The sequence below is a fragment of the Exiguobacterium acetylicum genome (assembly GCF_022170825.1).
Lineage (GTDB): Bacteria > Bacillota > Bacilli > Exiguobacteriales > Exiguobacteriaceae > Exiguobacterium_A > Exiguobacterium_A acetylicum_B.
On the sequence record NZ_CP081878.1, the window covers coordinates 2,310,347 to 2,336,084 of the forward strand.

Here is a 25,738-nt window from a genome sequence, read left to right on the forward strand (position 1 = left end):
CGGTTTTTTTAAATGACAGATTCCCCTTTAGACAATCGTTCTAATTCTGCAAGTAATATGGTTTTTTCATTAAACGGAATCGTTTTTGTACCGATTCGCTCTACTTCATCGTGACCTTTTCCAACGACGACGATCCGTTGTCCTTCATGAGCAAGATGGGCAGCTTGTACAAGAGCTTCATGCCGGGACGTATGACAACCAACGACTCGGTCTTGCGGAATATCGACAATCAACTCTTCGATGATCTGTTTCGGTGCTTCCGATCTCGCATCATGAACTGTTACGATGATTTTTGAGCAATATTTACTCGCAATTCGTCCCATCTCCGCTCGTTTCGTACGGTCACGTTCTCCGGCCGCACTTAAGACGACCGCTAGTGACTCTCCTGAAGAAGTAAGTGCCTCTAAGCATTTTTCAAGACCATCCGGTGTATGCGCATAGTCAAGATAAATTTCACAAGGATCCCAGGCGAGCCGTTCGAGTCGTCCCTTCGGTAACTCTAGTCCTGGAATATGACGAATCAGTGCATACAGGTTAGCATCGCCTGCTCGCAATAATCCCATTGCCGCCGCTAAATTCGCCGCATTGAATTCACCAAGTAGAGCGGTCGGCACACGCGTCGTCGTCTCATCGATGCGCACATTAACGGTATCCGTCAGCCACTCGACTGCGATTTGTGATGTTCGATTCGGTTGAGTCGTATACCAAATGACCGGTTGTAAAGGAGCGGCTTCTCGCATGACACGACTCCAACCATCTTCTCGATTTAAGACGATTGCCCGTCCACTTGACGCAGCGACTTGCTGAAATAACAAGGCTTTTGTCTTTGCGTAATCTTCCATTGAATGATGATAATCAAGATGATCATGCGTCAGATTCGTAAAGGCTGCTGAGTGGAAGGATACTCCCTCCACTCGACCTTCAGCCAGTGCGTGAGAAGACACTTCGATGATACAATCCGTCACACCTTTTTCGACCATTTCAAACAATAAACGATGCAAGATGATCGCTTCAGGTGTCGTATTTGGTGTCTCAATGAGTTCCTCATCGATTCGTGCACCGACCGTACTGATCATGCCGGCTTTCACACCTGTTGATCGAAAGAGATCGTAAGCCAATTTCGTCGTCGTCGTTTTTCCATTTGTGCCTGTTACACCGTAGACGCGCATTTTCCGACTCGGTTGATCGTAAAAACGGTCCGCAACTTGACCTACAAGCCGTTTTGTATCTGGTACGGTGATGACAGGAACCTGACTATCTGGTAATGATCGGTCAGCTAGAATCGCGACAGCACCATTATTGATTGCTTGATCAATGTAATCGTGCCCGTCAACCGTATATCCGTTGATGCAGATGAATAATCCACCCGGTGTGATTTGCCGTGAATCGGTGGCGATATTCGTAATGATTGGATTGATTGCTTCATTTATAGTGATTGGTAATAGTTCAGTCAGAAGCTTTGCTAGTCGACTCATGATGTACTCTTCCCTTCTTCTCTCTATGTCAAGATGATTTAGTCACCTATCACACAAGCAGTCGTTTCCGTTGTTTCAAGTAAATTAAATACTCTTTTACGGAACATACCCCGTTTAAGAGTTGCTTAATCTTCATTCATCGGAGAAGTTAATTCTCGTCGATGAACTAAAGTCATTCTCTCCCCTTGTAACTCTGATTCAGCTTTGATACACTCTTAAAGTTAACTAGTTAACCGAAGGGGAAATATGATGCTATATACACAAGAAGATGTTCTCGGACAATTATCAAAAGTATCACGTCTCGTCAAACGAGAAATTGATGCAACGTTACTTCCGCATTCTTTACACACAGGTCAATGGGCACTCCTCAAAGCCGTTGCCTTACTACAGCCTGTGTCACAAGTCCAACTGGCTCATTATCTAATCATCGAAAAGCCGGCTGTGACGAAAACCGTCTCTCGTCTTGAAAGACTTGGCTTCATTACACGGACAAAACAAGGACGAACATATCTTGTGTCCTTGACACCTCTAGCCGTCGAACGTTTTGATCAAATCGATGCCGCTGTTCAAGAAGCGCATCAGCGATTGCTCGCCTCCTTCTCCCTTACCGATCAGCAACAGCTCGGTGAGTGGATGACACACCTACTTACGCTACATCGACAGGAGGAATCCTTATGACCACTCGGTTATTCTCGCGTCATTATGTCATGACGCTAATCATCAACCTATTGCTCTTCATCACGTTTTATTTATTGAATGCCTCCTTACCCTTACTCGCTGCTAAACAGTTTCCGGTCTCTGCTTCGGCAATCGGTTGGATCGTGACGAGCTTCATTTTAGCCACAGTCTGTTCTCGTCCACTAATCGGTCATTGGTTGGATCGGTATAATTTAAAACGGATTTTAATGATTTCTGCGGGGCTCTTTACCTTCATGAGTGTCTGCTACTTGCTCGTCCTTCCGCTAGAATCATTCTTCTATTTAATCATCATCCGTGTGATCCATGGTTTTAGTTTCGGTATGTTATCTTCTTCGATTAGCCTTGCCGTTACGACATTGATTCCGAGAACACGTCAAGGCGAAGGGATGGGCTATTTTGTTCTCTCGATGAATTTGGCATCTGTTCTTGGTCCTGTCATCGGTCTTGCCTTCATCCAGGAGAAAGCATACATTCTCTACTTCGTGACGGTTGCTGCTCTCGCTATCATTGCCTTCGTGTTAATGATGCGTCTGCCACTGGCGAGTCAGCATATTCCAAGTACTTCTGCGTTTCGTTTACGCCAATCGCTCTTTTTATCACGTCCGCTCTTATTGATCGCGACTCTTTTAGCAGGCGTTGCGATTTCTAGTACGTCTGCCTTCATCTCTCTTTATACGGACTCGATTGGTCACGTTGCTTATGCGTCTTATTTTTATGCATTAGTCGCTTTCGGTATGGTTGCGATTCGACCGATTGCTGGAAAACTGTTTGATCAACGAGGAGCAGCATTCGTGTTATTACCATCCTATGCTTTATACATGTTTGGTTTCATCGTCCTCGGATGGTATCCCTCATTGATTGGTCTTTTAGCAGCAGCACTCATTATCGGATTCGGTTCGGCTTCTATCTTCCCGGGGCTTCAAACCGTTCTGTTGAACTTTGCACCTCGCGAACAAAAAGGAAAAGCAATCTCGACTTTTTTCCTTGCCTACGACACGGGATTTGGAATTGGTGCCTTGATTCTCGCAACGGTCGCAAGCAAAATTGGCTATTCTAATATGTTCTTGTCTTGTAGTCTGATCGTTCTCGTAAGTGGTCTACTATTTTTTACTTTTACGAAACGACAAGTTACATCATCAGAACCAGAAGAACTCGCTTCTTAAATACGACTTCAAATCAAAAGCAGCCGTCTTCCTACATGAGGAAAACGGCTACTTTTCGTTTAATTATGCTCGAAGTTCCGCATTGAACGTTTCTTTCACTGCGTCGACGACACGTTGTTGTGCTGTCGTAATTTCTTCATCTACTAATGTTCGTTCCTTGTTTTGGTAACGAAGAGAGAACGCGAACGATTTTTCATGTTCACCAACGTTTTCTCCTGTGTAGACATCGAATAATTCGATTGTCTGCAAGAGCGGACCAGCCGCTTCCGTCATGACATCGACGATGGATTGTGCCGTCACCGATCGCTCGACGACGATCGCTAAGTCACGTGTCATCGATGGAAAACGTGAAATTTCCGAATAGACTTGTTCTTCTTTTGAACGTAGTGCCATCGCTTCTAATTCAAAGACGTACACTTCTTTCAATCCGTACTGTTCTTTTGACAGACCCGGGTGTACTTGACCGACGAATCCGATTGCTTCTCCGTCAAGCAGAATCCGCGCTGTACGCCCTGGGTGCATCGATGGAATGTTTGCTGCTTCGAACGTCAATCGGATACCAGACGCAGATGCGAGTGTCTCGACGATCCCTTTCATGACGAAGAAATCTGTTTTAACAAGTGTTCCGTGAGCACGATGTTGTTCTGACACACCAACTGCGACGCCACCAATCATTTCTTGTTCGATTGGAAGTGTCTCAAGTGACGCATCTCGTTGTAAATACACGCTACCGAGTTCGTAGAACGCAACGTCAGCATGCTGTCGAGCGACGTTATGTTGTGCGACTTCAAGCAATCCTGGAATGAGTGATGTCCGCAGTGTCGAACGTGCTTCACTGATCGGCATCGCTAGCTTGACCGGATGTAGATCTTCCCGTTCATTGAATTGCATCGCCCGTTGCTCGCTCGTCAACGAATACGTGATCGCTTGCGAAAGCCCTGCTCCCTGTAATGTTCGACGTAATTGACGACGATGGACGTTGCGTTTTGGTAAGAAACCACGGCTTGCTTCAGATGGTAGGCTTGAAGTCAATGCATCATAACCATAAAGGCGTGCGACTTCTTCTGATAAATCAGCTGGAATTTTCAAGTCTTGGCGGCGAGTCGGTACACTGACCGTTAAAGCATCTCCCGATAACTCAACACCGAGACCGAGACGTTCAAGTAACGTTTGCATGACCGTTCCTTCAATCTCCATTCCTAAACGGTGATTGATATACGAGACACTTGCTTCGATCAAATGGTCGTCTAACTCGAGTGTTCCAGCCTGAGCGATACCGGAATGGACCGTTCCACCTGAGAGTTCAGCAATCAACGCTGCTGCACGATCGAGTGCTAACAAGACGCGACGTGGGTCAACGCCTTTTTCAAAACGCGCACTTGAGTCCGAACGGAGTCCAAGAACACGGCTCGTCTTCCGAACAGAAATCGGTGCGAAATAAGCAGACTCTAAAATGATCGATGTCGTATTTCCGTCAACTTCTGTATTCGCTCCACCCATGACACCAGCAAGCGCGACCGGACGTTCTCCGTCTGTGATGACGAGCATCGAAGAGTCAAGCGTCCGCTCGACTTCGTCTAACGTCGTGAACGCTTCACCTGTACGTGCTTGACGAACGACGATTTTTTTCCCGAGTTTTTCCGCATCGAATGAATGAAGCGGCTGACCTGTCTCAAGTAAGACGAAGTTCGTGACGTCGACGACGTTATTGATTGGACGAATGCCATTTGCGATCAAGCGATTTTTTAACCAAGTCGGTGATTCTTGAATCGTCACCCCTTGAATTTCTCGTGCCGCATAGAACGGGCAGTCTTCTGAATCAAGTGTCACATTGACTGTCGTCGCAGATTCTGCTTCTTTGACATCAACGACTGGGAACGTTGGTGTCGTATCATAAAGCGCAGCCACTTCGTGTGCGACACCATACATGCTGAGGCAATCCGAACGGTTCGGTGTCAAGCCAAGTTCTAGGATTTCGTCACGTAGACCGAGTAATTCTAAAACATCTTGTCCCGGTGTGACCGATTCACGGAACGTATGGATCCCGTCCTGTTCATCTTCCCGGATATATTTCTTTTCGAATCCGAGTTCTTCAAGTGAACAGATCATCCCTTCCGAGACGACACCGCGCAATTTAGCACGTTTGATTTTAATGCCTGGTAACCGAGCTCCGACACGCGCGACGATGACATCTTGTCCTGCTTCGACGTTCGGTGCACCACAAACGATTTGGACGGGTTCTTCTTGTCCAATGTCAACTGTCGTAACGTTCAATTTATCTGCTTCTGGATGTTTTTCTTTCGTTAACACACGTCCGACGACGATGTTATTCAACGACTCATCTCGGACCTCGACGCCTTCGACTTCGATCCCACTCTTTGTAATTAAATCAGCCAAGTCCTGTCCTGAAACGTGACTGACATCCACATATTCGTTCAACCATTGTTTTGAGACTAACATCTGCGTTCCTCCTTAAAACTGTTCGCTGAAGCGAACGTCATTCGTATAGAAGTGGCGAATATCATCGACACCGTATTTCAACATGGCAATCCGTTCGATTCCCATACCGAAAGCGAATCCTGACATTTTCGTACTATCGTACTCTGCCATTTCAAGAACGTGCGGATGAACCATTCCGGCTCCCAGAATTTCAATCCAGCCTGTTTGCTTACAGATGTTACATCCCTTACCGCCACACTTGAAACAAGAGACGTCGACTTCGACTGAAGGCTCCGTGAACGGGAAGAAACTTGGACGCAAGCGGACTTCACGCGCTTCACCGAACATCTGCTTCGCAAATGCTTCAAGCGTTCCTTTTAAATCTGCCATCGAAATTGATTCTCCGACGACTAGGCCTTCGACCTGCATGAATTGGTGAGAGTGCGTCGCATCATCTTCATCCCGGCGATAGACTTTACCTGGGCAAAGAATGCGGATCGGTTCCCCTTTAGAAGCGAGCATCGTCCGGGCTTGAACTGGCGACGTATGTGTCCGCATCAAAATTTCTTCCGTAATGTAGAACGAATCCTGCATATCACGTGCCGGATGATCCTTCGGTAGATTCAACATCTCGAAGTTAAAGAGATCTTGCTCGACCTCTGGTCCTTCAGCAATCGTATAACCGAGTCCGACGAAGATGTCTTCAATCTCATCTGTCACCTGTTGTAGTAAATGCGCATGACCGACTTTTTTCGGACGTCCTGGTAACGTGACGTCAATCGCTTCAGTTGCCAGTTTTGCATCCATTTCCTGCTGCTTAACAGCGGTCAAACGTTGTTCGAGTTGCTCTTGGATTGCTTGACGGACAGTATTTGCGATTTCACCGACGACTGGTCGTTCTTCCGCTGATAGCTTACCCATTCCTCGTAGTACTTCTGTGATTGGTCCCTTTTTTCCGAGGTATTTGACTCGAACATCATTGAGTTCTTTTTGTGTTGTTGCTTGATCGACTAATGCAACTGCTTCATCGCGTAACGCTTCTAATTGCTCGCGCATCTTTCCCACTCCTTTAGTTGAAGACATAAAAAACGTCCCTCCGGCAAATGCCGAAGGGACGATGTAAACACCGTGGTACCACCCTTGTTTGACTTTCCAGTTGAAAAGTCCTCCAATTGCGCGATAACGGGCGCATCCCGTCACGATCTCTCGTGCGACTCCGGAGTGAATTCGGTTAGCAGATTCACGAAGCAGCTTTCAGTCTACGACTACTTCTCCCTGATTGAATCATTCCCTAACGTACTCTGTTCCATCAACGTCCATGATATATTCCTGATGTTCACTTTAGCATGAACCTCGATCGGTTTCAATCCACGCTTGCAAAATGATAGAGCAGGATTCCTGCTGCTACTGCTGCATTCAATGACTCTGCTTTACCGCGGATCGGGATGTAGGCACGTTCATCACAGTAAGAGAGTAACTCTGGTGAAACACCTTGTCCTTCGTTTCCAATGATTAAACCGAGTGCATCCATTGGTGCAATCGTTTGATAAGACGTCGCGCCCTCTAATGCTGTTCCAATCACTGCAATCCCTTGTTCATGCAAGGCATTGACCGCTTCTTCGAGTGGCATCGTGATGACAGGCAGATGGAATAGCGATCCTTGTGTCGCACGGATGACTTTTCCGTTATACACATCAACTGTTCCCGGTCCAACGATGACACCGTCGAATCCAGCAGCATCAGCTGTTCGGATCATCGTACCGACGTTTCCTGGATCTTGAAGACGATCAAGTAACAAGTAACGTCCACGTTCCAGTTGTGCCGAAGCTTGCTTCATTTCACAAACAGCAAAGATACCTTGTGACGTCTCTGTCTCAGCCAGTACTTTGATAACAGCTTCATCGATTGTAAAGACATCGGCATTTCGTTTCCATGAACCAGGTACTTGGTACGATTCTCGAACGATTACTTCTTTAATGATTCCAGCGCGAACAGCCTCTTCAACCAGGTGTTCTCCTTCAATCAAAAAGCGGTTCGTCTGCAAACGCCCTTTTTTCGTTAAGAGTTTTTTCCATTGTTTGACGATTTCGTTCTTTGCTGATGCAATATGCTTCATTGTTATAATTACCCCTCGTAGATCGCTTGGACTGTCTCAGCATCAAGGCGTTTTGTAACAGCAACGACTAAATCGACAGCTGCTTCGAAATCGGCTTTATGCATGATCGAGACATTCGTATGCAGGTAGCGAATTGGCACTGTCAATGCAAGTGATGGAACACCTGTATTAGACAAGTGGAACTTCGCTGCATCCGTTCCGCCACCTGGTGTTAAGTCCAGTTGATACTTAATATTTTCTTCTGTTGCGACTTTCGTCACGAAATCGATTAATCCACGATGCGCAATCATCGTTGCATCGAACATGATGACTTGAACACCTTCGCCGAGCTTCGACAGCGCCTCACGATCCGTCATTCCTGGTGTATCGCCCGGAATACCTGTATCGACAGCAAACGCAATCGATGGTTTGAGCATATGTGCGACCGTTTGAGCACCACGCAATCCGACTTCTTCTTGGACTGTCGCTCCTGCAAAAATCGTGTTTGGATGACCGTCTGCTTTTAAGCGTTTGATTGCTTCGATTGCGATGGCACAACCAATCCGGTTGTCCCATGCTTTCGCCATCAAGAAGTTCTCATTTTTCATCACAGTAAATTCGCAATGTGGAACGACCGTATCACCCGGACGAATTCCCCAACCGTCGACTTCTTCTTTAGAGGAAGCACCGATATCGATGAACATATCTTTAATGTCGACCGGCTTATTGCGCGCTTCCGGTGGTAAAACATGAGGTGGTTTTGCACCGATTACACCTGGAATGACTTCACCAGATGATGTCACAATATTCATACGCTGTGCCAAAAGGACCTGTCCCCACCAACCGCCGAGTGGCTGGAAACGAAGAAATCCCTTTTCATCGATCTTCGTGACCATGAATCCGACTTCATCCATATGACCGGCGATCAAAACGCGTGGTGCATCTTCGCCTGCGCCTTTATGTTCTGCAAACAGACTTCCGAGACCATCTTGATGAAACGCTTCTGCATGGGGTTCCAAATATTCACGCATGAGGCTCCGGACTTCCTTTTCGTTGCCCGGTACACCTGTTGCGTCCGTAAGACGTTTTAGCATATGTAATTGTTCATTCATCTGATTTCCTCCTTAGTAACCGTTGTCTTGTCGCACATGGTTTGCTTCATTTTTAGAAATGTAAGCCTTGAAAATCATATCCTGTGTAAAGCCTAGTGTAGCACCTAATGCAAGGTATGCACCAATTAGAACATCATAACTTTGTTCCGTTCGCGAGATCGCGAAGACGTTCGTTTTGTTATAGACATCTAAAAAGGCATCCGTTGCCGTCAAATAAAAGTCACCTTCCGAAAAATGACTCTTCTTATATTCAAGCGCTAGACCTAGTGAGAGTAGAAAATGGACGCCATCGACATATTCCTCAAGAATTGTGACTTGAGCGGATGGTCCCTTCTTCGACCAGAACTTAAAGCAACGTGTCTCATTCGCAAGTTCGCCGAGTTCGACCAATAAGGCGAGCAACCGCTCGTCGAATTGATTGCCTGTTAATTGATGTTCTGACTGAATCCGTTTATCCAACTGTTCTTGCATCTCAAAAAGTGTCAACCAATCCATCTTTAATTCTCCTTCTATCTAAAAAAATCATATGACCGTCTATCGACGTGCCTTCTTATTTTATCATTAAATCGAAAAAAACGTCGGAGAATTAAATTCCCCGACGAATTGTAGAACTTAAGCGTTCAATTTTGCTTTTGCTGTGTCAGCAAGTGAAGCAAATGCAGTTGCATCTGTAACTGCGAGGTCAGCGAGCATCTTACGGTTAACGTCGATACCTGCTAATTTAAGACCATGCATCATGCGGCTGTAAGAAAGACCGTTGATACGTGCTGCCGCATTGATCCGAGTGATCCAGAGGCGACGGAAGTCACGTTTCTTTTGACGACGGTCACGGTAAGCATACATGAGAGATTTCATGACTTGCTGTTTCGCAACCTTGAAGAGTGTATGTTTCGAGCCGTAGTAGCCCTTAGCTAATTTGAGTTGTTTTTTACGACGTTGACGAGTCGTATATCCGCCTTTTACGCGTGGCATATAAATTCCCTCCTAAATCTGTATACGATTGGATAAATTACTTCGCGATCATGTGACGGATGCGTTTGAAGTCACCCGTAGATACCATGCTAGCTTTACGTAATTTACGTTTCGCTTTTGTTGATTTGTTACCGAACAAGTGGCTTGTGTAAGCACGACCACGTTTCAATTTGCCAGAAGCAGTACGTTTGAAACGTTTAGAAGCACCGCGGTGCGATTTCATTTTAGGCATGAGAGATTCCCTCCTACTTCGATTCGATTAGTCTTCTTTCTTAGGAGCAAGCACGAGGAACATGCTGCGTCCTTCCATCTTCGGTCTCTGTTCCACAACACCGAACTCACTTAAATCCGTTGCGAGACGTTCGAGAACGCGTCTACCGATTTCCGAGTGAGTGATGGCACGACCGCGGAAACGAATACTCGCTTTCACTTTGTTACCATTCTCCAAGAATTTCTTCGCATTACGGAATTTCGTTTGGAAGTCGTTCTCCTCGATTGTCGGGCTAAGACGAACTTCTTTCATCTGAATCACTTTTTGATTCTTCCGAGTTTCTTTGTCCTTCTTTTGCATCTCGAAACGGTATTTACCGTAGTCCATGATCTTACAAACTGGCGGCGTCGCCTGTGGAGCGACCATGACGAGGTCAAGTTCCGCTTCCTCAGCGAGACGTAACGCTTCGTTGCGTGATTGGACACCTAGTTGAGCACCATCCGCTCCGATAAGACGAACTTCTCGGGCACGGATGCTTTCATTGATTAACAGATCTTTGCTAATGGTTAGCACCTCCATCGTGCATTGCACGAAAAATGAATGATAGAAAACGCTATAAAAAAAGCGTCGGCAGTTTTTCCCGCCCACACTCATAAGGAACGCCAAAGCATAGCAGTTGCTATACATTGCGATCTTCATGATGAACCAGTACGAGTTATCATACATGGTGAGAAGCGGGATGCTTCTGCTTTGTTGTCATTTCACTTTGCTATCATAGCACTTGTTTTCCCGTGATGTCAAGCCGCTTTCTATGTTCTTACAGAACGTTGCTCACATACTTGATTATAATAGCAATCCTTTGGCGGATAAGCAAGAAGTTTCTAACCTGTTTTTCGCGGGTACATTCATTATGTGTAAAAAAAGATTCAGAACATCCGCAAGCAAAATTGTTTATTTAGAATGATTATTGTTTTATAATCAATTTAATCTTACATAAGGGGGAGAATAACAGATGAATGAAAAACGATTAACGACCAATCAAGGTGTACCAATCGGTGACAATCAGAATTCACGTACAGCTGGACGACGTGGACCGACATTGTTAGAAGACTATCAACTAATTGAAAAAATGGCCCATTTCGACCGAGAACGTGTACCTGAGCGTGTCGTACATGCTCGTGGGTTTGGTGCTCACGGTGTCTTCACTGTCAAAAACTCAATGAAAAAGTACACGAAAGCAGCGTTTTTACAAGAAGAAGGTACGGAAGTTCCTGTCTTCGCCCGTTTCTCGACTGTTATTCACGGCACGCACTCTCCAGAGACGCTACGTGATCCACGCGGTTTCTCTGTTAAGTTCTATACAGAAGAAGGAAACTGGGATTTCGTCGGGAACAACCTTCCTGTCTTCTTCATTCGTGACGCAATGAAGTTCCCGGATATGGTCCATTCACTCAAACCAGATCCACGCACGAACATTCAAGATCCTGACCGTTACTGGGATTTCATGACGCTTCGTCCAGAATCGACGAATATGCTCATGCATCTCTTTACGGATGAAGGGATTCCTGCAAGCTACCGTAAAATGCGTGGTTCTTCCGTCCACTCATTTAAATGGGTGAATGCTCATGGTAATACGGTTTATGTGAAACTACGCTGGGTACCAAAAGCTGGTGTTCACAATCTCTCAGCAGAAGAAGCAACAGAGATTCAAGGAAAAGACTTTAACCATGCTTCAAACGATACATTCCAAGCGATTGAAGATGGAGATTATCCGGAATGGGATCTGTTCGTACAAGTACTCGATCCGGCTGACGTCGATCAGTTCGATTTCGATCCGCTTGACGCGACAAAAGATTGGTTCGAAGATGTCATCCCGTTCCAACACGTCGGTACAATGACATTAAACAAAAATGTCGACAACTACTTTGCTGAAACAGAATCGGTTGGTTTTAACCCAGGTGTCTTGATTCCAGGGATGTTGCCATCTGAAGATAAGTTGTTACAAGGTCGCTTGTTCTCTTATTCAGACACGCAACGTTACCGTATCGGCACGAACTATCAACAACTCCCGATCAACTGTCCGTTCGCACAAGTAAACAACTACCAACGTGATGGCGCAATGCCGGTTGGTCAGCAAACGAGTCCGGTCAACTATGAACCGAACCGTTATCAAGAAGAACCAAAAGAAACACCAGAGTACACGGAAGAAAATCAACCGTTGCTTGATGATAAACATGGTCGTCTCGAAATCGAGAAGACGAACAACTTCGGTCAAGCTGGTGAGGTCTACCGCCGTATGACGGAAGAAGAGCAAGCTGCTCTCTTGAAAAACCTCGTCAATGATCTTGAGCAAGTGCGCCATGAGAACACGGTTCTGCTTGCAATCTGTAACTTCTATCGCGCCGATGCTTCACTCGGTCAGAAACTATCAGATGCTCTTAAAGTCGATATCGAACCGTTCTTACAACAAATGCGTTCGTAATATGACACAAGCACCCTTGACTTACGTCTCGGGTGCTTTTTTGTATCAAATTTAGTATGGAACAAACTCGTATCGTTCGGCCGTCTTATACGTGAACTCATTCAGTTTTTTAAATAAGACGATTTGATCGAGACCGACTTGTTTAACAGTGTTTTGTTGCATATAACGTTTTTGTTCCGACGTAAAAGAATTATAAATCGGGGCATAACCATTACTTTGGAACGGTTGCATTTGAATCGCCCGATCCGCGTCTTCAAATCGGTTATACCGAATCGTACCTCCGATAACTCCTCTACCGAGAATCGCCATCGCCTTCCCATCCGCGCGATGAACGTTTCGAATCGTATTGTATCGAACCGTTGGATTCTTCCAATTCATCATCGAAATCGCATAATCCTTCGTTCCGTCAATCGTGTTTTTTTCAATCCGGATATTCGTGTGTAATCTCTTTTCTGTATATTGATGTGTACCGATTGCTACGTTGATATTACGGAATTGATTATTACGAATCGTGATATCTGCGTTCGGCGTTCCGTCTTGTTTCGACCACTTCCAATTGAATCCCTTTGTGATCGGATCTGGTGTATCGAGATTAATCGATTCATTCGGACCTGTATTCGGTATCATGACGGCGTCGACGAATTTCATGTTTTCGATGATTGCCTTCTTCGTCGCATCAAGTTCCATCGCATGTGATCCCTTTTGATTCCGCACCGTGATACCGCCGATGTATAAGTTTTGATTGTGCGCAATGGCAAACGCTGAGCCACGCGTATATCGATTCAAATCGATTTGCACATTTCCTTTTCCAATGATTTTAACGTTCTGCGAGCCATCATACTTTCCGACCTTTTTATTCAAACGCAAGACGGATGGAGCAACCAAATCAAAGACGCTAGTCGTTGAACTAATCTTTGTCGTACCGGTCTCCGTCGTCTTCTTGATGATGACGCCATCTTCCAAGATTACCGTCGTATTGGACGGAATACCGACACGTAATGGGGACAGATATGTTCCTCTTGTTAAAACAAGTGTTCCCCCACCCTCTTTTTCAAGGCGCTCTAAATAAGAGCGCATCGTATAGTGGTTGCGCGTCTTTGCGTTATAAGTCGTATATTTACGAATCGTCGGGTCAATCGCTTCTGTCTTTGGTGTGATCCGGTATGTCTTTTTAGTCGTCGCTGCATCCGCTACGCCCGGATGAATACCGATTAAAAGTGAAGAGGCGATGAACACAGCAAGAGTGGTTTGCTTCATTCTGTAACTCCCTTCCCATTCTTCAAAACATTTCATCCACTGAAGGTTTATTATAGCATTTATCCAATTAAAGGAAAATTCTATTTCTGTAGTTCTATATAGATTCAGTTGGATGTTCTATCTGTTTCATCGGTATGAAATTGGTTTCTTTCAAGCACCCCATCACAAAAACAATCCGCCCTACATCAGCAGGACGGATTGTTTTTGTATACATGAATTATTTTGAACGGTTTGCGATTTCTTGCTCTAAATCTGAAACAAATTGTTCGAGTGATGCATTGCTCGAGTCTTTTGAACCGTAGCGGCGAATGTTAACTTCGCGCGCTTCCACTTCTTTGTCACCTAAAACGAGCATGACTGGTACTTTGTTGACTTGTGCTTCACGAATACGGTAACCGAGTTTCTCGTCACGGAAATCTGTTTCGACGCGGATTCCCTTTTTCAACAGAATCGCTTTGATTTCACGGGCATAGTCCTCATGAACACCGGAAACCGGAATCAATTTCACCTGAACCGGTGCGAGCCATGTCGGGAACGCGCCTTTGTATTCTTCAATCAAGTAAGCAACGAATCGTTCCATCGTCGAAACAACACCTCGGTGTAAGACGACTGGACGGTGATCTTGACCATCATTGCCTTTGTATGTCAATTCGAATCGCTCTGGTAAGAGGAAGTCAAGTTGAACTGTTGAGAGTGTTTCATCTTTACCAAGTGCTGTCCGAACTTGTACGTCAAGCTTCGGTCCGTAGAATGCAGCTTCGCCTTCTGCTTCGAAATATTCAAGTTCGAGCTCATCCATCGTTTCTTTCAGCTCACGCTGTGCCATTTCCCAGATTGCATCGTTATCGAAGTACTTCTCTTTATCCGCTGGGTCACGATACGAAAGACGGAACTTGTAATCTGTAATTCCGAAGTCAGCATAGACTTCTTGAATAAGATGAACGATTGCTTTGAACTCATCTTTCATTTGGTCAGGACGGACGAACGTATGCCCATCGTTGAGGACCATGTAACGAACACGTTGGAGTCCAGTTAAGGCACCAGACATTTCATAACGGTGCATGCCACCAAGCTCAGCGACACGAAGCGGCAAATCACGGTATGAACGTGGTTCGTTCTTGTAGACCATCATATGGTGCGGACAGTTCATCGGACGAAGAACGAGTTCTTCATTGTCCATCTCCATTTTCGGGAACATGTCATCTTGATAGTGATCCCAGTGACCAGATGTTTTGTACAAATCAACTGAACCAAGAACTGGTGTGTAGACATGCTCATAGCCAAGTTCGAGTTCCTTATCAACGATATAACGCTCGACTGTACGACGGATCGCTGCCCCTTTTGGTAACCACATCGGGAGTCCTTGACCGACTTCTTGAGAAGTGAAGAACAAACCAAGTTCTTTCCCGAGCTTACGGTGATCACGCTCTTTTGCTTCAGCGAGGAAGTGGAGATGTTGTTTCAACTGATCTTTTGTCGCCCATGCTGTACCGTAAATCCGTTGAAGCATCTTATTTTTTGAATCACCACGCCAGTAAGCACCAGCAATGCTCATCAATTTGAAGACTTGTAGCTTCGCTGTCGCTGGCACGTGTGGTCCACGACAGAGATCGAAGAATTCGCCTTGACGGTAGAACGTCAAATCCTGATCAGCAGGAATCGACTCGATCAATTCAACTTTCAACGGATCATTGAGTTCTTTATAAATCGCGAGTGCTTCGTCACGTGAGACGACTTCGCGTTCGATCGGCAAGTTCTCACCCGCGATTTTGTTCATCATCTTCTCGATTTCCGGAAGATCTTCTTCCGTCAGGCGACGTTCCATATCGATATCATAGTAGAAACCATTCTCGATTGTCGGTCCAATACCGAGATGAATCGTTTCATCTGGGTACAGGCGTTTGATTGCTTGTGCCATCAAGTGAGCCGATGAGTGACGAATCAAGTCGAGACCTTCTTCTGAATCCGGCATGATCAATTCGATTGTGCCATCCTCTTCGATTGGACGACGATAATCGATTGCTTGTCCATTTAATTTTGCAGCAAATGCTTTTTTACGAAGTCCTGGGCTGATGGAAGCCGCAACCTCTTCAGCTGTCGTGCCGGCTGCGAATTCCTTTACAGCGCCATCTGGAAATGTAAGTGCGATGTTTGACATGACTGTTTCCCCCTTATACAAAATAAAAAAGACTCATCCCTAAAAAGGGACGAGTCTTAATCTCGTGGTACCACCCTCGTTCCCGGACCATATGCTGGTTCGGCTCGAACACGCGTTAACGGGCGTGAGGCGCAAACGGATTAGCCCCGTTCGTGCTATGAGGGAGTAAAGACATGAATGATTCCATGAGAAGCTTCCACCATTCTTCTCTCGCTAGTTTGGTTCATTTCATTCTTCGTATCCTCAATCGTTGCATCGTCTATTGACGTGTCATTAGTATAACGAATTCGCCGCTTCCTTGACAAGGAAAATTAGTAGCGACGTCGATTTTCACCGAGGAACTCGATTGGTTGTGTCGTCGTCCGAATCCGTTCCATCAGTCGTGCTGCCTTTAACTTATCACCTTGATCATTTGTAATCCCAAAATGAAGCTCCAGTTCATCATAAGATAAGTTCGAGCTGAATAACGTCGGCAGACGATGCATCATCCGGTACTGCAAAATGATCCCAAACAATTCATCCCGTACCCACGGACTGATCGACTCCGCTCCGATATCGTCAATCAATAAGACCGGAATCGTTTGGAATCCTTCAAGGAACGTATCAAACGAGTCGGAGCGAATCCGTCGCTTCGCCTCGGCGACGAATCCTGGGGCATGAACGAGAATCGTCGCAATCCGTTCTTTTTTCAAGGCATTCCCGATCGCAGCTAAGAGATACGTTTTTCCTACACCAAAACTTCCGTGCAGATAGAGTCCTTTCACTTGCTCTTTTGAGCGCAGATGATTCAGGAACTGGGAAGCTGCACGTAAGGCAAGCTTCCGGTCCGTCGTCGATAAGTCAAAATCACTAAAGTTCGCATCGCGGACTTCGTCCGGAAGGAATAGGCTCTTGAATTTTTTCTCAAGTGCGCGTTCATCCTCTCGATCTTTAAGTGCTTGCGACTTCTCATATGAAACAACAATCTGTCCTTTTTCGACATGTAGGATCGGCTGATAGCCTTCGATGACGGCTTTACCTTCAATCAGTCGGTTTCCGTCCATCTGCTCTGCGTATTCATTTAGTTTGAGCATACCACGCTCAATCATCCGTTGATCGATTTCCGGATGAGTCCGTAAAAACATGACGACACCTGGATGAGATAACACCCGTTGTTGAATCGCTCGAACCGATTCTGCGACATCTGGTCGACTTAATATTTTTTCGATAGATGATTGGATATGTTCCATGTCCCGACTCCTTTAGTTCCCCTTCAGTTCCCGTAAGATCCGTTCCATCTCTTCATCGTCCGGAACATCTGCTTCGAAACTCGCTTTTTTAGATGCTTCATACTGCTGTTGTTTCGCTTTTTCTTCTTGTAGCCACTTTGGATTTGGACCACCGTTCGTATTACTCGTCCGTCCCCTGCGTCCACCAACGGTCTGACGCGAACGCTCTTGTTTTTGCTCCTGCTTCTTCGCAATCAAGTCATCCTGCTCCTGCGTCTTCGCCAGTGCTTCCGAAGCTGTCACGTACCCTTTTTGTTTCCAATCATCGACGATCGATAAAAGGAAGTTCTTACTGAAGCGATTATCCTTTTTGACGACGAGGGCATAGTAATAAGCGGCATTGACGATCCCAGACGACATCTCATAATCAATGATCAATTGCTGGATCAACTCTTCATCCCGCTCAGATAATGCTTTGACCTTTCGCAACTTCGCGACATAGTGCTTCGGATGCGTGCTTTCCATCGTCTCCGTCGCTTCGATGTCTCCAACTTCGACCGAATCTTGCGAAGCGACCTTCGCCTTCTTCTCTCGACTGAGCTTTTGCTTTGCTGATAACATCATCTGTTTACAGCGTTCTTGTTTCTCAGCATCAGTCATCGGCAGATACGCTTCGTGCCGGAAACGGGCATTCAACAGTTCCGCCATCAGTGCTTCGTTCGACTGGGTGACATAGGCAAGCTTAACAAGTAGATGATCGATTGCCTTTGAATAAAATGTTCGTGGTAGGAAACGATCCGTTTGTCGCTTCATCTCCTCTAGATCAAACGAATAATCGAATTCATATACCGCGCGTTCCTGTTTCGCATAAGCTTTTGGCTGATGCGCGGAAGCAAGACCTGCTTTTACATCGAATACTTGATCGAATCGAACCGTCCGATCGACGATATTCTTCGGAAGCGGCTCCGTCCGGAAACGATGCTGCAAGGACCGGAAACGAATTTCGCCGACACGATAAAAGAGCAAGCTCGATAACACTCCGTCATTTAAAAAAGTATTCGGCGCGAGTGGTACCCGGATTTGATAGATGTAACGATACGCTGCCTGGCGTGCTTCAAACGTCCGAATCAAACCGATGCCTTCTAGCTTGAACAGTTCTTCCTTGAACTCATCGACGGAAAAACCAAGCAATGTTCCAAGTTCCGCATGGGAGATATACTGGGATTTCGTTTTCCCCGGAATCATCTCACTCCAAAACGTTTGATACAGTCCAAGCGCTTTGACACCAATGATCGGTTGGTACAAATAATATAAAGATTGATAGGCTTCACGGTCGACGACTCCGTTGCTCATCACTAAGCAAAGATCGGTACCGGAAAGTTCACGTTCTACCATCTGACTCGTCCTTTCCTTAGGGAGAAAAAGAGAGGTACGCTGACCGGACAGGCGACCTCTCTTCTATCACGTTAAATTCTCACGGTCATTTTCCTGATGCCGCTCCATTAGTTCAGAGAGCTCTTGGAAAAAGACATTGATGTCCTTGAATTGTTTATAGACACTCGCAAAGCGAACATATGCCACTTCGTCGACCGATGCTAATTCATTTAACACGAGACGCCCAACTTGTTCACTTGGAATCTCGTGTTGAGCTGTCGCCCGTAATGCCTTTTCGACTCGACTGACGACTGTTTCCAGCTGCTCAATTGAAATCGGACGTTTTTCACAGGCACGCACTAGTCCCCGTAAAATTTTCTCACGATTGAACTCGTCACGTGTTCCGTCTTTCTTTACGATGATTAAAGGGGTCTGCTCGACCATTTCGAATGTCGTAAAGCGATAGCCGCAAGACTCACATTCTCGTCTTCTACGAATCGAACCAAAATCCTGGACTGGTCTTGAATCCAGTACTTTTGTTCCGTTAAAATTACAGGCTGGACAGCGCATGCCGTACCTCCGTTCACGTGATTTCTTTTGTTCCAATCATTTTCAATCGATAGCCTGCGTCAAGTGACGCATAGATGCGCTCGATGTGTTTCTCAAGATCAGGTCCGAGGATGCTTTCCCGGTGTAAGAATAGATCGACCGCTGTTCTCCCGCCTGCTACCATGATAACAGTCGCGAGTCCATCGACTTCTTTTAATGTAAAAGCTAATTCCCCACGCTCTGAGTCAACACGACGAACCGTTCCGCCATCTTGTTTTAAAATATTTTCTAAACCAGCAAACAACATCTCGACTGTTGCTGCGTAATAATGTGTGCGTAAGTTTTCGTTCTTATGTGTATCGGATGTCTCTAGCTGTTTTTGTAAACGTTCTTTCAGTCCCATGGTCATCCTCTTTTCTTTGTTTCTTCTACTATTAAGAATAACAGACGTCAGACATATTAAAAAGCCCTCGTCTGAACGACGAGGGCTTGACGAATTCGTGTGTATTGTCAGTTGACGTGCTGGACAGTAGCCGCTGGAACTTGAACAGGTCCCATACCACGTGGAATTTCGACATTTTCACGGATTTTCGCATCGAGCTTTTCAGCAATATAGTTCGCTGCAATGGCTGGATCGATCCGATCCCCACAAGTAAAGACATCAACCGATGCATACCCGTGCTCTGGGAAACTATGAATCGTCAAGTGCGATTCAGAGATAATGACGACGCCACTGACGCCGTGTGGTGCAAACTTGTGGAATGCTACTTCTCGTACTTCTGCACCTGCTTGAAGTGCTGCGTCAACGAAAAGTCGTTCAACGAATTCCATGTCGTTCAATTTTTCAGGATTACAATCCCAAAGTTCTGCAATAATGTGTCTTCCCATAGTATCCATTTGTGGATCCCCCCTACATTCAATGGTCTTCAAAGTAGTTGATCACTTACTTTGCGCCTGAGTCGTTCGCACCCACGGGGGAAAGTTAGTCCAGAGAGGTCCTAACCCTTTAAGCTGCGATTGCCAGACCGATTGAAGTTCACGATTTGAATTATAGCGAGTATCAAAAAGATACACAAGGATAAATTTCAAAAATTAATACATTTCTAGAAAAAAAACAGGACAGACCCCGTCGTTACTGGGATCTGCCCGCTTTAATTAATTCAGTTCAAGTTCTTTTTCAGCAGTTCCCATCGCTTCAAGATGCGCAGAAACGAGGTGAACGAGATCAACGACTCGGCATGAGTACCCCCACTCATTATCGTACCAAGCGAGAACCTTCACCTGACGGTCATTCATGACCATCGTCGAAAGTCCATCGACGACCGTTGAACGTTCTTCTCCGTTAAAGTCGATCGAGACGAGCGGTTCCATCGTCATACCGAGAATGCCTTCAAGCGCACCGTCCGCCGCTTTCGTAAAGGCTTCGTTCACTTCAGCCACTGTCGTATCCCGACTGACTTCAACGACAAGGTCAACGAGTGACACGTTTGGTGTCGGAACCCGAAGTGCGAGTCCGTTCAATTTTCCTTCTAAATGCGGTAAGACGAGCGAAATCGCTTTTGCTGCCCCAGTTGATGTTGGAATGATCGATGAGCCACACGCACGGGCGCGACGTAAATCCTTATGTGGATTATCAATATTATTTTGATCGTTCGTAAACGCGTGAACCGTCGTCACGAGACCGGATTCAATCCCGAAAGCTCGGTCGATGACTTGAACGACGGGTGCGAGACAGTTCGTCGTACAAGACGCGTTTGAGACGATAGCATCTGTTTCATGGTCATACATGTCATCATTGACACCCATGACGATTGTCCGGACATCCCCTTTAGCAGGTGCCGTGATGACGACCTTTTTCGCTCCTGCCACTAAATGTTTCGCAGCACCCGTATCCGAATTGAACTTTCCTGTCGCTTCAACGACGATATCGATGCCGAGTTCCCCCCACGGCAATAGTTCAGGATTACGTTCGCTGACGATTTGAATCTGTTTTCCGTCAACCATCAACGCCCCATCGATGATGTCGACCGGATAATTGAATTTCCCGTGTACCGTGTCGTACTTGATTAAATGCGCGAGTGTTTCGACTGGATAACTCGCATTGATTGCTACGACTTCGCTTTTCCCCTCAGCGATCAGACGTCGAAAGACCATTCGACCGATTCGACCAAAACCATTGACTGCCACCTTGACTCCCATGTGCGGATCCCCCTTCAATGTGACGGATGTAGCTCCGTTTACAGATAGAACTATATCATGAAATGTAAGCGATTTCATTATGTTCTCTAAAAAAAGTGAGAGAAGATGGAAACTTCTCTCACTTCACAGTTTTTCTACTCCGTTATCACGTGTCTTGTTCATCATATCGCGCTAGCCATTCATCGATTTGTTGATATAACGAATCGAGACTACCATCATTGAAGAACACATCATCTGCAAGCTCTTTTTTCTGTTCGATTCCGAGTTGTGCATGAATCCGCGCGTACGCTTCTGCTTCTGACAAATCATTACGTTGCATCAATCGTCTTAACTGCATGTCTTCTGGACAATAGACGACTACAACACGATCGAATAGACTTCGCCAATCTCCCTCGAGCAACAATGGAATATCAAAAACAACGAGCGAATTTCCGGAACGCTCATAAGCATCCGCTTCATCGAGCATTTGTTGTCGGATGCTCGGATGCATCAATTGATTGAGCTGTTGTCGTTTTTCACTATCCTGGAAAATGATTTGTCCGAGTTTTGGACGCACAAGGCGTCCTTGCTCAAACGCTTCCGGGAACGCCTGCTTGACCGCATCATAGGCTCGACCTCCTGGTTCAACGACTTCTCGCGCGACGATATCGGCATCGATGACCGCGATTCCTTTTTGTTTCAGATAACTAGACACGGTACTCTTTCCAGTTGCGATACTTCCTGTCAAACCAATCCTCATAAGGCAACCTGTTGGCAAGTCGGACAGAAGTGCGTGCCACGTCCACCAACTTTAATTTTTTCAATAGCTGTACCGCAGCGAGGACACGGCTCCCCTTTTTGACCATATACTGCGAGTTGAAGCTGAAATTCGCCTTTTCCTGAAGGAGAGACATAACTTCGAATCGTGCTTCCTCCTGCTTCTACTGCTTGTCGTAAAACTTCAACGCCCGCTTGATGGATGCGTGAAATGTCATCGAGCGTCAAGGCACCAGCTTTCGTCAATGGATGGACACGCGCTGCGTGAAGGGTCTCATCGACATAGATATTACCAAGACCAAGGAAGATCGATTGGTCGAGTAATGCCGTTTTGATTGGGCTTCTTTTTTTACGGATCAAATTCTCCGCTAGCACTTCTGCTGTGAACTCCGGATCAAACGGTTCACGCTCAAGTTGTGCCAGTGGAGCAGTCTGCATCGCTGTTTCCTTATCTCGTAGTTCCATCGTTCCAAATTTCCGGACATCATTGTAATGAAGTTCCGAACCATCCGTGAAGCGGAAGACGACATGGGTATGTTTATCCCGCTCAACCGGTTGTGGATACGGGAAGTACTTCCCTTCCATTCGCAAATGACTGACGAGATAAAAACGATCAAAATCAAAGAGCAGGAATTTTCCGCGACGTTCGACGCGTTCAATCCGTTCTTGATGTAAAGCATCAGCAAAAGGTGCTACTTCCATCCCTCGAATCATTTTCGGGTGATAGACTTTGACAGAAGAGACTGTTTTTCCAGAGACCGAACGTTCTAAACTGCGGCGAACGGTCTCGACTTCAGGTAATTCAGGCACGTCTTATTCCTCCTTGCTTACTTCGTTTCGTACCACGTATGACCCGCGCCACCATCGACGCGAAGCGGTACAGATAATGCTACGGTCTGCTCCATCGCTTGTTTGACAAGCGCTTGTAATGCTTCGAGCTCTTCATCTGGTGCTTCAAAAATCAATTCATCGTGTACTTGTAATAACAAGCGTGCTTTCAAATCAGATGCTTTTAAGGCAGCATGGACATCGAGCATCGCTTTTTTGATGATATCAGCAGCCGAACCTTGAATTGGTGTATTGATCGCTGTTCGTTCTGCAAAACCGCGTAGGTTAAAGTTCTTCGAATTGATATCTGGAATATTGCGGCGCCGGTTCATCAACGTTTCAACGAATCCATTGGTTCGTGCCGTCTCGATCGCTGTATCCATGAACTGTTTGATTTGCGGGAATAACTCAAAATAGCGATCGATGAACGATTGTGCCTCTTTTCGCGTGATGTTCAAGTTTTGTGACAACCCATAATCGCTAATTCCATAAATGATTCCGAAGTTGACGGCTTTTGCCTGACGTCGCATGTTTCCGGTGACGTCTTCCGGTTCAACACCAAAGACGCTACTCGCAGTTTGCGTATGGATATCCTCATCGTGGAGGAACGCATCGACGAGTGTCTGATCTTGTGACATATCCGCCATGACACGTAATTCGATCTGCGAATAATCGGCTGCATACAATGACCAGCCTGCTTCACTTGGCACGAAGGCTTTTCGAATCTTGCGTCCTTCTTCAATCCGAATCGGGATGTTCTGAAGGTTCGGATTGACCGAACTTAAACGACCTGTCTGAGCAATCGTCTGAGCAAAACGGGTATGGATCTTCCCGTCTTCCTTGATGACTTTCTGCAATCCTTCGACATACGTCGACTGTAATTTTTGGAGTTCCCGGTACAACATGATGTGATCGATGACTGGGTGCAGCGGACGTAGCTTTTCAAGGACATCTGCCGCAGTCGAGTAGCCGGTCTTTGTTTTCTTGAGGGCGGGTAGTTCAAGTTTTTCAAACAAAATCACACCGAGTTGTTTCGGTGAATTGATATTGAATGATTCACCCGCTGCTTCAAAGACTAGTGTTTCAAGTTCCGTGAGACGTCCGGCAAGATCCGTTTGCATCGATTGAAGTGTCGCGACGTCGACACGAATGCCGGTCCATTCCATTTCGGCGAGGACACCTGATAATGGACGTTCGAGCGTTTCATACAATTCATATTGCTGATTCGCCTTCAACTCTTCCCGAACTTTCGGGAACAACAATTCGACCATCCGTGCTTTCTCAGCTAAATAAGGATGCAATGTGTCGTCCTCCGGTGCTAGACGTTTTGCGCCCTTACCGAGTACTGCTTCCTCGTTTGGTGCCATTAACGCATAGTGTCCAGCAATTGAAGCGAGTGTCGTCCCGCCACTCAAGTTCAATAAGTAGCCTGCTAACAACAGATCTTCGTATCCGTTCAGCGTTAAACCATGTTTACGCAAGGCGAATGCTACTTGTTTTGCATCAAGGCAAATCTTTCGATGATCCGACTCGATCCACGTTCGGAATGCAAGATCCTCGACGAGCGCTGGTGCAGCGACATAAATCGTATCCGGCGTCGCGATCGCAAACCCGATGATATCTTCTTCCATGTAATCCTCTCGAAGCTGCTCTACAATCAAGACGGCATCGGTGACGTCTTCCGGAAGTGAAGTGATCGTCACGACATTCAGTTGTTCCTTATCCTCTTCCTTAACGACCGGTGCAAACCGATTCGTCAACGACTTGAAGCCAAGCGACTGGAACAATGAATAAGGAACTTGTGTATCGATATCACGAATTTGCAGATCATCTAGCGTCGTTTCAAGTGGCACATCGACCTTGATCGTCGCGAGTTCTTTTGATAACCGAGCTAATTCTTCGTTCGCGATGACTTTTTCTTTTTGCTTTCCTTTTAAATCCTCAACGTGCTCATACAATCCTTCAACAGAACCGTATGCCGAAATCAATTTGATCGCTGTCTTTTCACCAATCCCAGGAATACCTGGAATATTATCGGACTTATCACCCATCAACCCCTTCAAATCAATCATTTGAATCGGTTTGAGACCACCATACGTTTCAGCGAATAGTTCCTCTGTCATGCACTGGACGTCCGTGATGCCTCGCTTCGTGATCAAGACTTCGATTTTATCCGTAACAAGTTGCAGTAAATCTTTATCTCCTGTGACGATACGCGTCCGGTCCGTTGGCATCGTTCGCGCAAGAGTACCAATCAAATCATCTGCCTCATAGCGATGGAGTTCCATCATTTGAATGCCAAGCGCTTCACAGATGTCCCGAACGATCGGGAATTGTTCCCGTAGTTCAGACGGTGTCTTTTCTCGACTTCCTTTGTATTCCTGATAGACATCATGACGGAACGTTTCACTCGAAGCATCGAATGCAACGAGCATATGGGTTGGTTGTTCTTCCTCGAGTAACTTCAACAACATCATCGTAAAGCCATAGGCTGCGTTCGTATTTCGACCTTGTGCATCCGTCATTGGTGGTAAAGCGAAAAACGCCCGATAGGTTAACGAGTTCCCATCAATCAATAGCAATTTATTTTCCATCATCTACGCCCCTTTAATCGATTTTCTGTTCCTATTGTATCACTCTACACACATTTGTTCGCTAAAAACGACCAAAAAAAGACGATTGACTCACGGAGAGTCAATCGCCAAGGGCATGACGACATGGGAGCTGATCCAGTCGCCATACAGATGATGAAGAAGGTACT

General features: G+C 45.9%; 23 protein-coding genes. 3 read left to right on the forward strand and 20 right to left on the reverse strand.

Annotated features, from left to right (window positions below):
- Positions 1 to 8 precede the first annotated feature (8 nt).
- A complete protein-coding gene (locus K6T22_RS12195) occupies positions 9 to 1,475 on the reverse strand; it encodes a UDP-N-acetylmuramoyl-L-alanyl-D-glutamate--2,6-diaminopimelate ligase (protein ID WP_238237500.1) in 1,467 nt (488 codons plus the stop codon).
- Positions 1,476 to 1,724: 249 nt separating this feature from the next.
- Here K6T22_RS12195 and K6T22_RS12200 point away from each other — a divergent pair, with 249 nt between their 5' ends.
- On the forward strand, positions 1,725 to 2,153 hold the full coding sequence (locus K6T22_RS12200; protein ID WP_238237508.1) for a MarR family winged helix-turn-helix transcriptional regulator: 429 nt from the start codon (positions 1,725 to 1,727) through the stop codon (positions 2,151 to 2,153).
- Positions 2,150 to 3,337 (forward strand): MFS transporter, encoded by a 1,188-nt coding sequence (locus tag K6T22_RS12205; protein ID WP_238237511.1) that lies wholly within the window; start codon positions 2,150 to 2,152, stop codon positions 3,335 to 3,337. The genes K6T22_RS12200 and K6T22_RS12205 overlap by 4 nt, the downstream gene beginning before the upstream one ends.
- A gap of 63 nt (positions 3,338 to 3,400) precedes the next feature.
- On the opposite strand, the gene pheT is transcribed toward K6T22_RS12205, so the two are convergent.
- The 8 genes from pheT to infC form a co-directional block, all read right to left on the reverse strand.
- Positions 3,401 to 5,797, reverse strand: coding sequence for a phenylalanine--tRNA ligase subunit beta (gene pheT / locus K6T22_RS12210; protein ID WP_238237513.1), 2,397 nt, complete (start codon positions 5,795 to 5,797; stop codon positions 3,401 to 3,403).
- A 12-nt stretch (positions 5,798 to 5,809) separates the two neighbouring features.
- Positions 5,810 to 6,832 (reverse strand): phenylalanine--tRNA ligase subunit alpha, encoded by a 1,023-nt coding sequence (pheS, locus tag K6T22_RS12215; RefSeq protein ID WP_238237516.1) that lies wholly within the window; start codon positions 6,830 to 6,832, stop codon positions 5,810 to 5,812.
- A 307-nt stretch (positions 6,833 to 7,139) separates the two neighbouring features.
- Positions 7,140 to 7,892, reverse strand: a complete 753-nt coding sequence (locus tag K6T22_RS12220; protein WP_053454015.1) for a TrmH family RNA methyltransferase — start codon at positions 7,890 to 7,892, stop codon at positions 7,140 to 7,142.
- A gap of 8 nt (positions 7,893 to 7,900) precedes the next feature.
- On the reverse strand, positions 7,901 to 8,983 hold the full coding sequence (locus K6T22_RS12225; RefSeq protein WP_238237517.1) for a M42 family metallopeptidase: 1,083 nt from the start codon (positions 8,981 to 8,983) through the stop codon (positions 7,901 to 7,903).
- 12 nt (positions 8,984 to 8,995) lie between these two features.
- Positions 8,996 to 9,478 (reverse strand): dUTP diphosphatase, encoded by a 483-nt coding sequence (locus K6T22_RS12230; protein ID WP_238237519.1) that lies wholly within the window; start codon positions 9,476 to 9,478, stop codon positions 8,996 to 8,998.
- A 117-nt stretch (positions 9,479 to 9,595) separates the two neighbouring features.
- Complete coding sequence (gene rplT, locus K6T22_RS12235) at positions 9,596 to 9,955, reverse strand: 50S ribosomal protein L20 (protein WP_012371057.1); 360 nt, start codon at positions 9,953 to 9,955, stop codon at positions 9,596 to 9,598.
- 37 nt (positions 9,956 to 9,992) lie between these two features.
- A complete protein-coding gene (gene rpmI, locus K6T22_RS12240; RefSeq protein ID WP_023469015.1) occupies positions 9,993 to 10,187 on the reverse strand; it encodes a 50S ribosomal protein L35 in 195 nt (64 codons plus the stop codon).
- Positions 10,188 to 10,214: 27 nt separating this feature from the next.
- A complete protein-coding gene (infC, locus tag K6T22_RS12245; RefSeq protein ID WP_035406328.1) occupies positions 10,215 to 10,745 on the reverse strand; it encodes a translation initiation factor IF-3 in 531 nt (176 codons plus the stop codon).
- 433 nt (positions 10,746 to 11,178) lie between these two features.
- Here infC and K6T22_RS12250 point away from each other — a divergent pair, with 433 nt between their 5' ends.
- A complete protein-coding gene (locus K6T22_RS12250; protein WP_238237520.1) occupies positions 11,179 to 12,648 on the forward strand; it encodes a catalase in 1,470 nt (489 codons plus the stop codon).
- A gap of 51 nt (positions 12,649 to 12,699) precedes the next feature.
- Here the strand turns inward: K6T22_RS12250 and K6T22_RS12255 are convergent, their stop codons facing one another.
- The 11 genes from K6T22_RS12255 to polA all read right to left on the reverse strand — a co-directional run bounded on the left by K6T22_RS12255 (position 12,700) and on the right by polA (position 25,574).
- Positions 12,700 to 13,905 (reverse strand): glycoside hydrolase family protein, encoded by a 1,206-nt coding sequence (locus tag K6T22_RS12255; protein WP_238237523.1) that lies wholly within the window; start codon positions 13,903 to 13,905, stop codon positions 12,700 to 12,702.
- A 217-nt stretch (positions 13,906 to 14,122) separates the two neighbouring features.
- Positions 14,123 to 16,063, reverse strand: a complete 1,941-nt coding sequence (thrS, locus tag K6T22_RS12260) for a threonine--tRNA ligase (protein WP_238237525.1) — start codon at positions 16,061 to 16,063, stop codon at positions 14,123 to 14,125.
- 311 nt (positions 16,064 to 16,374) lie between these two features.
- Entirely contained in the window at positions 16,375 to 17,292 is a 918-nt protein-coding gene (dnaI, locus tag K6T22_RS12265) for a primosomal protein DnaI (RefSeq protein WP_238237527.1), read from the reverse strand.
- 12 nt (positions 17,293 to 17,304) lie between these two features.
- A complete protein-coding gene (locus K6T22_RS12270; RefSeq protein WP_238237530.1) occupies positions 17,305 to 18,666 on the reverse strand; it encodes a replication initiation and membrane attachment family protein in 1,362 nt (453 codons plus the stop codon).
- Positions 18,667 to 18,732: 66 nt separating this feature from the next.
- Complete coding sequence (nrdR, locus tag K6T22_RS12275) at positions 18,733 to 19,215, reverse strand: transcriptional regulator NrdR (RefSeq protein ID WP_053454023.1); 483 nt, start codon at positions 19,213 to 19,215, stop codon at positions 18,733 to 18,735.
- A 13-nt stretch (positions 19,216 to 19,228) separates the two neighbouring features.
- Entirely contained in the window at positions 19,229 to 19,597 is a 369-nt protein-coding gene (locus K6T22_RS12280) for a hypothetical protein (protein WP_238237531.1), read from the reverse strand.
- 107 nt (positions 19,598 to 19,704) lie between these two features.
- Positions 19,705 to 20,091 (reverse strand): adenosylmethionine decarboxylase, encoded by a 387-nt coding sequence (gene speD / locus K6T22_RS12285; RefSeq protein ID WP_023469024.1) that lies wholly within the window; start codon positions 20,089 to 20,091, stop codon positions 19,705 to 19,707.
- A gap of 258 nt (positions 20,092 to 20,349) precedes the next feature.
- Positions 20,350 to 21,393: a glyceraldehyde-3-phosphate dehydrogenase gene (locus K6T22_RS12290; RefSeq protein WP_238237532.1), complete on the reverse strand. Its 1,044-nt coding sequence runs from the start codon at positions 21,391 to 21,393 to the stop codon at positions 20,350 to 20,352.
- Positions 21,394 to 21,538: 145 nt separating this feature from the next.
- Positions 21,539 to 22,120 (reverse strand): dephospho-CoA kinase, encoded by a 582-nt coding sequence (gene coaE / locus K6T22_RS12295; protein ID WP_238237533.1) that lies wholly within the window; start codon positions 22,118 to 22,120, stop codon positions 21,539 to 21,541.
- Positions 22,121 to 22,128: 8 nt separating this feature from the next.
- Positions 22,129 to 22,959 (reverse strand): DNA-formamidopyrimidine glycosylase, encoded by an 831-nt coding sequence (gene mutM / locus K6T22_RS12300; protein ID WP_238237535.1) that lies wholly within the window; start codon positions 22,957 to 22,959, stop codon positions 22,129 to 22,131.
- Positions 22,960 to 22,976: 17 nt separating this feature from the next.
- Positions 22,977 to 25,574: a DNA polymerase I gene (polA, locus tag K6T22_RS12305; RefSeq protein WP_238237537.1), complete on the reverse strand. Its 2,598-nt coding sequence runs from the start codon at positions 25,572 to 25,574 to the stop codon at positions 22,977 to 22,979.
- Positions 25,575 to 25,738: the final 164 nt, after the last annotated feature.

Bases quoted from the DNA above. Each gene is read 5' to 3' on its own strand.
- K6T22_RS12195 (WP_238237500.1), bottom strand. From the start codon at position 1,475: ATGAGTCGACTAGCAAAGCTTCTGACTGAACTATTACCAATCACTATA.
- K6T22_RS12200 (WP_238237508.1), top strand. From the start codon at position 1,725: ATGCTATATACACAAGAAGATGTTCTCGGACAATTATCAAAAGTATCA.
- K6T22_RS12205 (WP_238237511.1), top strand. From the start codon at position 2,150: ATGACCACTCGGTTATTCTCGCGTCATTATGTCATGACGCTAATCATC.
- pheT (WP_238237513.1), bottom strand. From the start codon at position 5,797: ATGTTAGTCTCAAAACAATGGTTGAACGAATATGTGGATGTCAGTCAC.
- pheS (WP_238237516.1), bottom strand. From the start codon at position 6,832: ATGCGCGAGCAATTAGAAGCGTTACGCGATGAAGCAGTTGCATTAGTC.
- K6T22_RS12220 (WP_053454015.1), bottom strand. From the start codon at position 7,892: ATGAAGCATATTGCATCAGCAAAGAACGAAATCGTCAAACAATGGAAA.
- K6T22_RS12225 (WP_238237517.1), bottom strand. From the start codon at position 8,983: ATGAATGAACAATTACATATGCTAAAACGTCTTACGGACGCAACAGGT.
- K6T22_RS12230 (WP_238237519.1), bottom strand. From the start codon at position 9,478: ATGGATTGGTTGACACTTTTTGAGATGCAAGAACAGTTGGATAAACGG.
- rplT (WP_012371057.1), bottom strand. From the start codon at position 9,955: ATGCCACGCGTAAAAGGCGGATATACGACTCGTCAACGTCGTAAAAAA.
- rpmI (WP_023469015.1), bottom strand. From the start codon at position 10,187: ATGCCTAAAATGAAATCGCACCGCGGTGCTTCTAAACGTTTCAAACGT.
- infC (WP_035406328.1), bottom strand. From the start codon at position 10,745: ATGGAGGTGCTAACCATTAGCAAAGATCTGTTAATCAATGAAAGCATC.
- K6T22_RS12250 (WP_238237520.1), top strand. From the start codon at position 11,179: ATGAATGAAAAACGATTAACGACCAATCAAGGTGTACCAATCGGTGAC.
- K6T22_RS12255 (WP_238237523.1), bottom strand. From the start codon at position 13,905: ATGAAGCAAACCACTCTTGCTGTGTTCATCGCCTCTTCACTTTTAATC.
- thrS (WP_238237525.1), bottom strand. From the start codon at position 16,063: ATGTCAAACATCGCACTTACATTTCCAGATGGCGCTGTAAAGGAATTC.
- dnaI (WP_238237527.1), bottom strand. From the start codon at position 17,292: ATGGAACATATCCAATCATCTATCGAAAAAATATTAAGTCGACCAGAT.
- K6T22_RS12270 (WP_238237530.1), bottom strand. From the start codon at position 18,666: ATGGTAGAACGTGAACTTTCCGGTACCGATCTTTGCTTAGTGATGAGC.
- nrdR (WP_053454023.1), bottom strand. From the start codon at position 19,215: ATGCGCTGTCCAGCCTGTAATTTTAACGGAACAAAAGTACTGGATTCA.
- K6T22_RS12280 (WP_238237531.1), bottom strand. From the start codon at position 19,597: ATGGGACTGAAAGAACGTTTACAAAAACAGCTAGAGACATCCGATACA.
- speD (WP_023469024.1), bottom strand. From the start codon at position 20,091: ATGGATACTATGGGAAGACACATTATTGCAGAACTTTGGGATTGTAAT.
- K6T22_RS12290 (WP_238237532.1), bottom strand. From the start codon at position 21,393: ATGGGAGTCAAGGTGGCAGTCAATGGTTTTGGTCGAATCGGTCGAATG.
- polA (WP_238237537.1), bottom strand. From the start codon at position 25,574: ATGATGGAAAATAAATTGCTATTGATTGATGGGAACTCGTTAACCTAT.